Here is an 11,897-nt window from a genome sequence, read left to right as displayed (position 1 = left end):
CATGTTCCTCACCCGCTTTCGCGTCAACACCGCCCGCGCCGGGGCCCGGCGGCTGCTCTCCTCACCCCAGCTCCTGCACGGTGCCGTGATGGCCTCGTTCGCCGAACCGCTGCCGTCGGGCCCCTGGGCGGCGGGCGGGCCTGCCGCGGGCGAGCCTGCCGCGGGCGGGTCGGCGCCGCGCGTGCTCTGGCGGATCGACCACAACTCCCGTTCCGAGGTACTCCTCTACCTGGTGAGCCCGCAGCGCCCGGACCTCACCCACCTGGTCGAGCAGGCCGGCTGGCCGACCACCGGCGGCTGGCAGACCTTCGACTACGGCGCGTTCCTGGCCGGTATCGCCGCCGGTTCGACCTTCGCGTTCCGGCTGACCGCCAACCCCGTCCACAGCATCCGCCGCAACCCGGACGAGCCGACCAAGCGGACCGCGCACCTCACCCAACGCCACCAGGCGGCCTGGCTGTTGAAGCAGCAGGAGCGGTCCGGCTTCACCGTCGTCGAGAAGGCGCCGGACCGGCGGCTGCTGCCGGAGGGGGACGAGCACGAACTCGTGGTCCACCGGCAGCAAGCGGTGTCGTTCGGCAAGAACGACCGGGTGAAGGCCGGCCGCCACACGGTCACCCTGGTGACCGCGACCTACGACGGCCGGCTGCGGGTGACCGATCCGGACGCGCTGCGCCGTACCCTCACCGCGGGGCTGGGAAAGGCGAAGGCCTACGGGTGCGGGCTGATGACCCTCACGCCGGTGCGGGGGTGACGGGATGGCCACGACTCCGGCGCGCAGGCCGGTCTCCTCTCCCCGTGAGCTGACCCGGATCGGCGACCGGGTCTCGTTCCTCTATCTGGAGCGCTGCACGATCCATCGCGAGGACAACGCGATCATCGCCACCGACGAGTCCGGTGTCCGGTACATCCCCTCGGCGACGATCGGGGTGCTGCTGTTCGGGCCGGGTACCACGGTGACGCACCAGGCGATGAGCCTGCTCGGCGAGTGCGGCGCCGGCGTGGTGTGGGTGGGCGAGCACGGCGTGCGGTACTACGCGGGCGGGCGGGCGCTGACGCGGTCGGCCGGGCTGGTGGAGGCGCAGGCCACGGCGTGGGTGAACCGGCGCCACCGGCTGGAGGTGGCACGGGAGATGTACCGGCTGCGGTTCCCGGACGCGGAGCCGGCGGGGATGACCAGGCGGGAGCTGCTGGGCGGCGAGGGCACCCGGGTCAAGGAGGTGTACCGCGCGGAGGCGGCCCGGACGGGTGTGCGCTGGATGCGGCGTACCTACGATCCGGGGGACTTCGCGGCGGGTGACGCGCCGAACCAGGCGGTGACGGCGGCCGCGCAGTGCCTGTACGGGGTCGCGCACTCGGTGGTCGTCGCGCTGGGGTGCTCGCCCTCGCTCGGCTTCGTGCACTCGGGGCACGAGCGGTCGTTCGTGCTGGACGTCGCGGACCTCTACAAGGTGGAGTTCGGCATCCCGGCGGCGTTCGACGCGGCCGCGGAGGGGCCGGAGGACGTGGCCGGGCGGACCCGGCGGGCGCTGCGCGAGCGGATCCGCGCGGGGAGGCTGCTGGAGCGGGTGGTCACGGACGTCCAGGGCCTGTTCGCTCCGTACCGGCAGGCCGGCGCGGGCGAGGCGCGCGAGACGGACGGCCCGGGTGGCCCGGACGGGCCGGACGGTCCGGAGGAGGACGTCGTGATGCTGCACGACGACCACGGCAGCATGCTGGCCGGTGGCCGCAACCACGGCGCCGAGGCGGTCCGGTGATCACCCTGGTGCTCGCGGACTGCCCGGTGGGGCTGCGGGGGCTGCTGACCAGGTGGCTCACCGAGATCTCGCCCGGGGTCTTCGTCGGCGATCCGTCGGCGCGGATCCGTGAGGTGCTGTGGGAGGAGGTGCGGGCATACCGGGGCCGGGGCCGGGCCGTCCTCACGTACAGCACGGACAGCGAGCAGGGCTTCGCCTTCGCGACCCACGAACACCGGTGGCAGCCGGTGGACCACGAGGGGCTCACGCTGATCCACCGCCCGGCGGACCGCCCGGTGCCGTCGCCCCGGGGTGGACCTTCGGCGGACGGGGCCGGGAGCGGGTGGAGCAGGGCCTCCAAACGCCGTCGTTTCGGGGGCCGTTGAGCCGTCGGAGGAGGTTCGGCCCCACTCCGGGATCGGTCAGGGGATCGGTCAGGCGCCCAGTGCGGGGATGATGTCCGTGCCGTAGGCGTCGATGGTGGATTCGACGGCGTCGTGCATGGCGTAGACGGCGAACTGGTCGACGCCCAGGCCGCGGAGCTGTTCGAGGCGGGCGAGGTGGGTCTCGACCGGGCCGATGACGCAGAAGCGGTCGACGATCTCGTCGGGGACGAAGGCGGTGTCGGGGTTCCCGGCGCGGCCGTGGTGGCTGTAGTCGTAGCCCTGGCGGTCCTTGATGTAGGCGGTGAGGGCGTCGGGGACGAGGCCGGAGTGCTCGCCGTAGTGCCGGACGAGTTCGGCGACGTGGTTGCCGACCATGCCGCCGAACCAGCGGCACTGTTCGCGGGCATGGGCGAGGGCGGCCGGGGAGTCGTCGGCGGTCACGTAGGCGGGGGCGGCGACGCAGACGGTGAGCGCCTCGGGGTCGCGGCCGGCTTCGGCGGCGGCCCGGCGGACGGCCTTGACCATGTACTCGGTGAGGAACGGGTCGGCGAGTTGGAGGATGAAGCCATCGGCCTGACGTCCCGTCAGATCGAGAGCCTTGGGTCCGTAGGCGCCCATCCAGATCGGCAGGCGTGCGCCCTCGCCGACCCAGGGCAGGTGCATCTCGGTGCCGTCGACCTCGACGGTCCGCCCCTCGGCCAACTCCTTGACGGCGTGCATCGCGTGGCCGAGCCGGTCGAGGGTGGCGGGCTTGCGGCCGGCGACCCGCATCGCGGAGTCGCCGCGGCCGATGCCGCAGACGGTGCGGTTGCCGAACATGTCGTTGAGCGTGGCGAAGAGGGAGGCGGTGACCTCCCAGGTGCGGGTGGAGGGGTTGGTGACCATGGGGCCGACGGTGAGGGTGCTGGTCTCGGCGAGGATCCGGCTGTAGATGACGAAGGGTTCCTGCCACAGGACGCAGGAGTCGAAGGTCCAGCCGTGGCTGAAGCCGGCCCGCTCGGCGCGGATCATGCGATCGATGAGCAGGCGGGCGGGCGGGTCGGTCTGCAGGACGAGGCCGATGTCCAAGGCGGGCTCCGGGAGTTGGTCGGGGGTGCGGTCGGGCGTGCGGTCGGGAAGGGCGACCGGGTGGGCGGCTGGGCAGGTGGGCGGCTGGGCGGGTGGCTCAGTCGAGGTACTGGCAGGTGTCCCGGCGCAGGAAGGCGCCGTGGCCGGCCCGGCCCAGCCAGGTGCCCCGGTCGAGCACCACGGTGCCCCGCGAGAGCACGGTACGGGCCCGGCCGGTGAGGGTGCGCCCCTCGTACGCCGAGTAGTCGACGTTCATGTGGTGGGTCGCGGCGGAGACGGTCTGGACGGCGTTCGGGTCGTAGACGACCACGTCGGCGTCGGCCCCGGGGGCGAGGGTGCCCTTGCGCGGGTGCAGGCCGAACATCCGGGCCGGGGTGGTGCAGGCGATCTCGATCCAGCGGCGGCGGCTGATCCGTCCGTCGACCACGGCCTGGTGGAGCAGGTCCATCCGGTTCTCCACGCCGGGAAGGCCGTTGGGGATCTTCGAGAAGTCGCCGCGGCCCAGCTCCTTCTGGCCCGTGTAGCAGAACGGGCAGTGGTCGGTGGAGACCACCTGGAGGTCGTTGGTGCGCAGCCCGCGCCAGAGCGCCTCCTGGTGCTCGCGGGGCCGCAGCGGCGTGCTGCACACGTACTTGGCGCCCTCGAAGCCGTCCGTGCCCTCCTCGGCGAGGTTGTCGGTGGAGAGGAAGAGGTACTGGGGGCAGGTCTCGCCGAAGACGGGGAGGCCGTCGTCGCGGGCCCGGGCGAGTTCGGCGAGCGCGGCGGCGGCGGAGACGTGGACCACGTACAGGGGGCTGCCGGCGACCTGCGCGAGCTTGATCGCCCGGTGGGTGGCCTCGGCCTCCAGCAGTTCGCGGCGGACCTCGCCGTGGTAGCGGGGCGCGGTGCGCCCGGCGGCGAGGGCCTGTTCGACGAGGACGTCGATGGCGATGCCGTTCTCGGCGTGCATCATGGTCAACCCGCCGTTGGCGGCGCCGCGTTGCATGGCGCGCAGGATGCGCCCGTCGTCGCTGTAGAAGACGCCCGGGTAGGCCATGAACAGCTTGAAGGAGGTGGACTCGCCGGAGTCGACGAGGGTGTCCATCTCCTTGAGGACGGCGTCGGTGACGTCGGAGACGATGGTGTGGAAGGCGTAGTCGATCGCGCAGTTGCCCTCGGCCTTGGCGTGCCAGGTGTCCAGGCCCTCGCGCAGGCTGCCGCCGACCGACTGGACGGCGAAGTCGACGATGGTGGTGGTGCCGCCCCAGGCGGCGGCGCGGGTGCCGGTCTCGAAGGTGTCGGAGGCGTGGGTGCCGCCGAACGGCAGCTCCATGTGGGTGTGGGCGTCGACGCCGCCGGGGACGACGTAGTGGCCGTCGGCGTCGATCACGGTGTCCGCGGTCCAGGAGAGGGCGGCCTCGCTGCCGGTGGCGGCGAGGGCGGCGATCCGTTCGCCCTCGATGAGGACATCGGCGCGCAGTTCCTCGGTGGCGGTGACGACGAGGCCGCCGCGGATGGCGGTGCGCCCGGTCCGGGCGGTGGCCGTGCCGGTGCGGGGGGTGCTGCCGGGGGTGTTGGCGGGGGTGCCGCCGGGGGTGCTGGTCATAGTGTGCTCGTGCCCCTCTCCGTCACGCCTCGGTCAGTGGTCCGTACGCCTCCGGGCGGCGGTCGCGGTAGAACGCCCACTGCTGGCGGACCTGTTCGATGAGGTCGAGGTCGAGGTCGCGCACGACCAGCTCCTCCTCCTTGTCGGAGGCCACCTCGCCGACGAACCGGCCGCGCGGGTCGACGAAGTAGGAGGTGCCGTAGAAGTCGTTGTCGCCGTACTCCTCGGTGCCGACGCGGTTGATGGCCGCCACGTAGTAGGCGTTGGCCACGGCGGCGGCCGGCTGCTCGAGCTGCCACAGGTAGGCGGAGAGGCTGCGGCTGGTGGCGGAGGGGTTGTAGACGATCTGCGCGCCGCCCAGGCCCAGGGCGCGCCAGCCCTCGGGGAAGTGCCGGTCGTAGCAGATGTACACGCCGACCTTGCCGACCGCGGTGTCGAACACGGGCCAGCCGAGGTTGCCGGGCTTGAAGTAGTACTTCTCCCAGAAGCCCTTGACCTGCGGGATGTGGTGCTTGCGGTACTTGCCGAGGTAGCTGCCGTCGGCGTCGATCACGGCGGCGGTGTTGTAGTAGACCCCGGGCTGGTCCTCCTCGTAGACGGGGACGACCAGGACGAGGCCGAGCTCGCGGGCGAGTTCGCGCATCCGCCGCACGGTGGGGCCGTCGGGGACGGGCTCGGCCCAGCGGTAGTGCTCCTGGTCCTGCACCTGGCAGAAGTACGGGGAGTTGAAGACCTCCTGGAAGCCGAGGATCTTCGCGCCCTGCGCGGCCGCCTCGCGGGCGTAGCGCTCGTGGAGGGCGATCATGCTCTCCTGGTCGCCGGTCCAGCGGGTCTGGACGAGGGCGGCGCGGACGATCTGCGACATGGGTACCTCCGCAACTCCGCGGCCCGTCCGGGGGCGGGCCCGCGGTCCGAGGGTCGGCGGGCGGTGCTGCCTGCGGTGGATGTCTACGTGCGTAGAAAGTTGGTGCGTCGACCGTAGGCCCGGCTCCGGTCGCCTGACAATACGTCCGACGCGAGGCGGCCGGGGCGATCTTGCCGGGCGGACACGCGGGGTCTCGTAGGTGGGATGAAACGGTCATCTACCCCGGGAGCGCACCCCTTACTCATTCGGGCGAATGCATGCCCGGGGCGGGGCGCGACGGGGAGGAAGGCGGTGACGCCCTGCCGGGCCGCGGGCCCGCCGGCTCGGGGCCGGCTCGGGGCTGGATCAGGACGGGGCCGGTGCGGGACCGTCCCGGGGCCCGGGGCGGCGCCCGGCGCTGAACGGGCTCCGACCGCGTCCGACCGCGTTCGACCGCGTCCGACCAGGGACCTGACGGGCGGCCGTGACCGCGCTCGCTTGACTCGCGGCCGTCCCGTCGGGAAGGATCCGGCGCATGGACACCGGCACCACTCTGGTCTGCCGCCTGCACGTCGACCTCCGACGCCAGGCGAGTTCCATCTGTGCTTGTTGACGCAGTCCCTTCCCGCCGGTTCCGCCCTGTGACCTTCGCCAGGGCCGGCGCCGCGCACCCGCTCTCCTGACGCCACGCCACCCGGCACCACCGTGCCGCCCCGCCGGTCCGACCGGCGCGGCACGCACCCGCCACCGGCTCCGGCACGGATCCCGCGCCACCGCTCCGCACGGCAACGCCCGCACGGCAAGGCACCGCACGGCAGCGCACCGCACCGCACGGCAACGAGCAGTCCCACCCCGCCCCGCCGCACCATGTCCCGCGGCGGCGCGCGGGGAGCACGGCGAACCGCTCCACGACCACCGCCCGCCCGTCCCGAGGACACCCACATGAGCCTGGACCTCGCACTCGACACGCCGCCCACCGCCGTCACGGTCCCGTCGGCGCCGACCCCGGCACCCGCTCCGGCCCACGCACCCGCACCCGCACCCGCACCCGCACCGACCGGGGAGGGCCGGGCGCCGCTCACCCCGAACGCGCTGCGGGAGATCGTCCGCGAGCTGGCCGAGCAGCCCGAGCAGTGGATCCACCACGTCCGCCTCTCCACCGAGGAGCGCTGGTACCGGCGGCTGGCCGCCGACGAGGACCACGAGGTCTGGCTGATCAGCTGGCTGCCCGGCCAGTCCACGGGCTTCCACGACCACGGCGGCTCGCGCGGAGCGTTCACCGTCGCGCTGGGCGAGCTGGAGGAGCTGTCGCTGGGCGGTCCCGAGCAGGGGCTGCTGATCCGACGGATCGGGTCCGGCACCACCCGCGCCTTCGGCCCCGAGTACGTGCACGACGTCCGCAACACCGCGCCCGGCCCGGCCGTGACGCTGCACGCCTATTCCCCGCCGCTCAACTCCATGGCGCACTACGAACTGCGGGCCGGTGGCCTGGTCCGCACCTCCGAGGAAGGACCCGAACAGTGGTGACCACGATCGACGACCTGGTGGACCGTGCCCGGGAAGGGGTGCACCGCCCCGGCCCGGACGAGGCGCTCCGGGCGCAGCGCGACGGCGCGCTGCTGGTGGACATCCGCCCGGCGGCGCAGCGCGCTGCCGAGGGGGAGATCCCCGGCACGCTGATCATCGAGCGCAATGTGCTGGAGTGGCGGCTCGACCCGACGGGCAGTCACCGGATCCCGCAGGCCACCGGCTACGACCTGGAGGTGGTCGTGGTGTGCTCGGAGGGGTACGCGTCGAGTCTGGCCGCCGCTTCGTTGCGCGAGCTCGGCCTGCACCGGGCGACGGACCTGGACGGCGGATTCGTCGCCTGGGCGGCGGCCGGACTGCCGACCCGTCAGGGAGGTTGAGGGGTTCGGCGCCGCGGAGCACGTGCCTCGCGCTCCCCGCGTGCGCGTCGGCCGCCCCTGGTGAATCCGACCACGCCCGGTAAATCAGGGACACCGGGTTCACCAGGTCATAGGCTGATCAGAGTTTCCGCCGGTCCGACGGCGGGCAACCACGCGACCGACAGGCACACCACAGACAGGCCGGCGGACCGGCAGAGCGACAGACACCACCATCGGCGCCGCCACCGGGAGCCGCCGAGACGAGGACATCCCCCGTGATCAGATTCGACGGCGCGGGCAAGCGCCACCCCGACGGCACGGTCGCCGTCGAGGGCCTCGACCTCGACGTCCCCACCGGTCGGACGACCGTGCTGGTCGGCCCGTCCGGCTGCGGGAAGACCACCCTGCTGCGGATGGTCAACCGCATGGTCGAACCGACCTCGGGGCGGGTCCTGCTGGACGGCACCGATGTGGCGGCGCTGGACCCGGCGAAGCTGCGGCGCGGCATCGGCTATGTGATCCAGCAGGCCGGGCTGTTCCCGCACCGGCGGGTGATCGACAACATCGCCACCGTCCCCTATCTGCTCGGCTGGGACCGGAAGAAGGCCCGCGCCCGGGCGGCCGAGCTGCTCGACCTGGTGGGGCTGGCGCCCGAGACCGCCAAGCGGTACCCGTTCCAGCTCTCCGGCGGCCAGCAGCAGCGCGTGGGTGTCGCGCGGGCGTTGGCCGCCGACCCGCCGGTGCTGCTGATGGACGAGCCGTTCAGCGCCGTCGACCCGGTGGTCCGCGCCGGGCTGCAGGAGGAGTTGCTCCGCCTCCAGTCCGAGCTGCACAAGACGGTGCTGTTCGTCACCCATGACATCGAGGAGGCGGTCCGGCTCGGCGACCAGGTGGTGGTGCTGCGCGAGCGCGGCCGGATCGCCCAGCTCGCCGATCCGCACACGCTGCTCACGGCGCCCGCGGACCTGGAGGTCGCCGCCTTCCTCGGCCGTGACCGGGGCCTGCGCGGGCTCGGGCTGCGGCCGGCCGCCTCGGTCGCCGTCCGGCCGATACCCGGCGGTCCGGGCGACGACGACGCCGGGCGGTCACCGCACGCGGTCCGCTTCGGCGGTCGGGAACTGATGCTGGACGACGGGCGGCGGCCCATCGGCTGGATCGACCGGGAGGCGCCGGGCGCGGCCCTGGAGCCGGCGCCCGGGTTCCGGCCGGATGCCGACACCCTGCGGGCCGCCCTGGACGCGGCCGTGCTGTCCCCCACCGGGATCGCCGTCGCCCTGGACCCCGACGGCCGCGCGATCGGCACGGCCGACCGCGAGGCCGTGCTGGCCGCGCTCGCGGCCGCCCGCCCGCCCGCCACGGCGGCCGGGACCGGCAAGGCCGGGACGGCCGACGCCGGGACGGAGACGGCCCAGAAGGAGAAGGCCGAGACGGCCGAGAGGGTCGAGACGGTCGAGAGGGTCGAGACGGTCGAGAAGGACGGAGCCGGCGGTGGACGATGAACCGCTCGTCCGCTGGTACTGGATCGGCGACCACCTCGGCTACCTCGGCGACCTGCTCGCCGACCACGCCGTCATCGCCCTCGTCCCGGTGCTGATCGGCCTGCTGCTGGCGGTCCCGCTCGGCCTGGCCTGCACCCGGTTCCCGCGCCTCTACCAGCCGCTCGCCGCCGTCTTCAACATCGTCTACGCCCTGCCCTCGCTGGCCGTCTTCGTGGTGCTCATCCCGTACACCGGGCTGGCCACCCAGGCCACCGTGATGATCCCGCTCACCTTCTACGCGGTCGCCGTGCTGCTGCCGACCACGGTGGACGGGCTGCGCGCCGTCCCCGACCCGGTGCGGCAGGCGGCGACCGCCATGGGGTACGGGCCGTGGCACCGGCTGGCCGCCGTCGAACTGCCCGCCGCCGTCCCCTACCTGGTGGCCGGGCTGCGGGTGGCGGCCGTCTCCAGCATCTCGCTGGCCTCGGTCGGCGCGCTGGTCGGCCGGGGCGGCCTCGGCTACCTGTTCGTCGACGGCTTCCAGCGCACCTTCCCGACGCCGATCGTGGCCGGGATCGTCCTGATCGCGGTGCTCGCGCTGGCCGTGGACCTGCTGCTGGTCGGCGCCCGCCGGCTGCTCGCGCCCTGGGCCGTCCGGGAGAAGGGAGCCGGGCAGTGAACTGGTTCACCTGGCTGGGGGACTTCTTCTCCGACCCGGACCGCCGCAGTGGTTCGAACGCGATCGCCCACCGGATCGCCGAGCACCTGCTGCTCTCCGGTGAGGCGCTGCTCTACGCCGCGCTGCTGGCCGTCCCGCTCGGGCTGCTGATCGGCTACACCGGGCGCGGCGTCACCGTGGTGACCGCGATGGCCGGTGCGGCCCGCGCGCTGCCGACGCTCGGGCTGGTGACGCTGGCGGTCCTGCTCGCCGGGGTCGGCGACACCGCCGTCCTGGTGCCGCTGGTCGCGCTGGCGGCCCCGCCGCTGCTGGTCGCCGCCGTCGAGGGGGTCCGGGGCACCGACCCGGACGTGCGGGACGCGGCCCGCGGGGTCGGGCTGACGCACCCGCAGGTGCTGTGGCAGGTCTGTCTGCCCTCGGCGCTGCCGACCCTGCTGGCCGGTTTCCGGACCGCGACGGTGCAGGTCATCGCGACCGCGACGGTGGCCGCGTACGTCGGGCTCGGCGGCCTCGGCCGGTACGTCGTCGACGGGCTGGCCACCCGGGACTACGCGGCGACGGTCGGCGGCGCGCTGCTGGTCGTCCTGCTGGCCGTCGCGGCCCAGGCGTTCTTCGCCCTGCTGGCCCGGTACGCGCTCCCGCCCGGGTTGCGGGCGCAGCAGCGGGCCGCGGACCGCCGGTCGTCGTGACCGCTCGGGGCCGGCGTCCCGGCCACCGTGCTCCCGGCACCCGCCCTCCCCCCTACTTCCGTTCCCGCTCCCGGCTCCGCCTTGCCGAGTTGACCATCCCGAGAGGACCCCTGTCACCATGTCGACATTCATCCCGCTGAACGGCTCCACCGCCCCGAAGCCGGCCGGAGCGGCGGCGGTGCGCCGCACCGCCTCCGTGGCCACCCTGGCCGCGCTCGTCCTCGCCGCGACCGCCTGCTCCTCCTCCGGTGGCGACCCGCTGGGCGGCGGCGCGTCGAGTTCGGCGGCCGGCGGCGCCGGCACCTCGGCGGCCGCCGCCCCCGGCGGGACGGTCGTGGTCGGCTCCGCGAACTTCCCCGAGAACGTGCTGCTCGGCTCGATCTACGCCCAGGCGCTCCGGGCCAAGGGCGTGAAGGTCGAGGAGAAGTTCAACATCGGCAGCCGTGAGGTGCTCTACGGGCAGTTGCAGAGCGGCAGCCTCTCCGTCCTGCCGGAGTACAACGGCGCGCTGCTCGCCTACCTGGGCGGCAAGTCGGCCGACCCGACCGCGGCGGCGGTCAATGCCGAGCTGACGAAGACGCTGCCCGCCTCGCTCGGGATCCTGGAGTCCTCGCCCGCCGAGGACAAGGACACCCTGAGCATCAGCCAGGAGAGCGCCGACAAGCTCGGGCTCAAGTCCATCGCCGACCTGGCGGCCAAGGCGGGCGAGTTCACCATCGGCGGGCCGCCGGAGTTCAAGTCGCGGCAGGAGCAGCCGCTGAAGGACGTCTACGGCCTGACCTTCAAGGAGTGGAAGTCGACCGGCGAGACCACGGCCAACGCCGTCAAGGACGGCTCGATCCAGGTCGGCAACGTCTTCTCCACCGATCCGAAGATCACCCAGCTGAAGCTGGTCCCGCTCACCGACCCGAAGAACCTGTTCGGCGCCCAGAACGTCACGCCGCTGGTCAACAAGGCGAAGGTGGACGCGACGACGACCGGTGCGCTCAACGCGGTGTCGGCCAAGCTGGACACGGCGGGGCTGCTGGCGCTGATGAAGAAGGTCGCGGTGGACAAGGAGGACCCGTCGGCGGTGGCCAAGGACTGGCTGAAGAGCAGCGGGCTGTCCTGACCCCCGGGTCGGAGGGAAGCCGCCGCGGGGCGGGACCGGTCGGGAGGACGGTCCCGCCCCGCGGCGGCTTCCGCCTTCCAGCGCCGGGGCCTTCCACCGCCGGGACCGACGAGGGAGGGGCCGGGCGGCGATCCCGGATTCGACAGATCTTCCCTTGGGCGGCGCGAACATGACAGGGTGACGGCATGCGCACTCGTCTTCTCGCCGCCACCCTCACGGCATTCGCCGCGGTGAGCCTCGCCGCGTGTTCCAGCTCCGGCTCGGGCTCCGGTACCACCGCGGCCGGCAGCACGGCCCCCGGCTCTCCCGGCGTGTCGGCCACCGCGACCGATTCCGGGTCCACCCCGGAAGCCACCGGCACGCCCGGCCCGGGAGCCACCGGCACGCCCGGCAGTACCGCCGGGTCCACCCCCGGCGGGACGGCCGGAACCACCG

At 73.6% G+C, this 11,897-nt stretch carries 13 protein-coding genes and 1 pseudogene; 11 read left to right on the top strand and 3 right to left on the bottom strand.

Annotation, left to right across the window (positions count from 1 at the left end; genetic code table 11):
- Position 1: 1 nt before the first annotated feature.
- From cas6e to cas2e, 3 genes are read left to right on the top strand one after another with little or no spacing between them, the layout of a single operon-like run.
- On the top strand, positions 2 to 754 hold the full coding sequence (gene cas6e / locus SM793_RS05380; protein WP_320436844.1) for a type I-E CRISPR-associated protein Cas6/Cse3/CasE: 753 nt from the start codon (positions 2 to 4) through the stop codon (positions 752 to 754).
- Between the two features lie 4 nt (positions 755 to 758).
- Complete coding sequence (gene cas1e, locus SM793_RS05375) at positions 759 to 1,757, top strand: type I-E CRISPR-associated endonuclease Cas1e (protein ID WP_320436843.1); 999 nt, start codon at positions 759 to 761, stop codon at positions 1,755 to 1,757.
- A complete protein-coding gene (gene cas2e / locus SM793_RS05370) occupies positions 1,754 to 2,122 on the top strand; it encodes a type I-E CRISPR-associated endoribonuclease Cas2e (protein ID WP_320436842.1) in 369 nt (122 codons plus the stop codon). Before cas1e ends, cas2e begins: the two co-directional genes overlap by 4 nt.
- 48 nt (positions 2,123 to 2,170) lie before the next feature.
- Here cas2e and SM793_RS05365 read toward each other — a convergent pair whose 3' ends face one another.
- The 3 genes from SM793_RS05365 to SM793_RS05355 form a co-directional block, all read right to left on the bottom strand.
- The gene (locus SM793_RS05365; RefSeq protein WP_320436841.1) at positions 2,171 to 3,190 is read right to left on the bottom strand and encodes a TIGR03842 family LLM class F420-dependent oxidoreductase; all 1,020 of its coding nucleotides are present in this window, start codon (positions 3,188 to 3,190) and stop codon (positions 2,171 to 2,173) included.
- A gap of 97 nt (positions 3,191 to 3,287) precedes the next feature.
- Positions 3,288 to 4,775 (bottom strand): dihydropyrimidinase, encoded by a 1,488-nt coding sequence (hydA, locus tag SM793_RS05360; protein WP_320436840.1) that lies wholly within the window; start codon positions 4,773 to 4,775, stop codon positions 3,288 to 3,290.
- A 22-nt stretch (positions 4,776 to 4,797) separates the two neighbouring features.
- A complete protein-coding gene (locus SM793_RS05355) occupies positions 4,798 to 5,640 on the bottom strand; it encodes a nitrilase-related carbon-nitrogen hydrolase (protein ID WP_320436839.1) in 843 nt (280 codons plus the stop codon).
- Positions 5,641 to 6,154: 514 nt separating this feature from the next.
- On the opposite strand from SM793_RS05355, the gene SM793_RS36345 reads away from it, so the two are divergent.
- The 8 genes and pseudogenes from SM793_RS36345 to SM793_RS05320 all read left to right on the top strand — a co-directional run.
- Positions 6,155 to 6,232 carry a putative leader peptide gene (locus tag SM793_RS36345; RefSeq protein ID WP_106981192.1) on the top strand — a complete coding sequence of 26 codons (78 nt, stop codon included), beginning with the start codon at positions 6,155 to 6,157 and terminating at the stop codon, positions 6,230 to 6,232.
- Between the two features lie 329 nt (positions 6,233 to 6,561).
- Complete coding sequence (locus SM793_RS05350) at positions 6,562 to 7,146, top strand: cysteine dioxygenase family protein (RefSeq protein ID WP_320436838.1); 585 nt, start codon at positions 6,562 to 6,564, stop codon at positions 7,144 to 7,146.
- Entirely contained in the window at positions 7,140 to 7,526 is a 387-nt protein-coding gene (locus SM793_RS05345) for a rhodanese-like domain-containing protein (protein ID WP_320436837.1), read from the top strand. The genes SM793_RS05350 and SM793_RS05345 overlap by 7 nt, the downstream gene beginning before the upstream one ends.
- A 254-nt stretch (positions 7,527 to 7,780) precedes the next feature.
- Positions 7,781 to 9,004, top strand: coding sequence for an ABC transporter ATP-binding protein (locus tag SM793_RS05340; RefSeq protein WP_320436836.1), 1,224 nt, complete (start codon positions 7,781 to 7,783; stop codon positions 9,002 to 9,004).
- A complete protein-coding gene (locus tag SM793_RS05335; RefSeq protein WP_030391900.1) occupies positions 8,994 to 9,662 on the top strand; it encodes an ABC transporter permease in 669 nt (222 codons plus the stop codon). Before SM793_RS05340 ends, SM793_RS05335 begins: the two co-directional genes overlap by 11 nt.
- Positions 9,659 to 10,351: an ABC transporter permease gene (locus SM793_RS05330; protein ID WP_053651018.1), complete on the top strand. Its 693-nt coding sequence runs from the start codon at positions 9,659 to 9,661 to the stop codon at positions 10,349 to 10,351. The genes SM793_RS05335 and SM793_RS05330 overlap by 4 nt, the downstream gene beginning before the upstream one ends.
- 118 nt (positions 10,352 to 10,469) lie before the next feature.
- Entirely contained in the window at positions 10,470 to 11,462 is a 993-nt protein-coding gene (locus SM793_RS05325; RefSeq protein WP_320436835.1) for an ABC transporter substrate-binding protein, read from the top strand.
- A 185-nt stretch (positions 11,463 to 11,647) separates the two neighbouring features.
- Positions 11,648 to 11,897: pseudogene (locus SM793_RS05320) on the top strand (DUF4232 domain-containing protein); the annotation flags it as partial.

It is taken from the genome of Kitasatospora purpeofusca (assembly GCF_034043715.1).
In the GTDB taxonomy this organism is placed as follows: Bacteria; Actinomycetota; Actinomycetes; order Streptomycetales; family Streptomycetaceae; genus Kitasatospora; species Kitasatospora purpeofusca_A.
The sequence above is the reverse complement of the archived record's forward strand: the minus strand, read 5'-3'. Positions and strand labels throughout refer to the sequence as shown.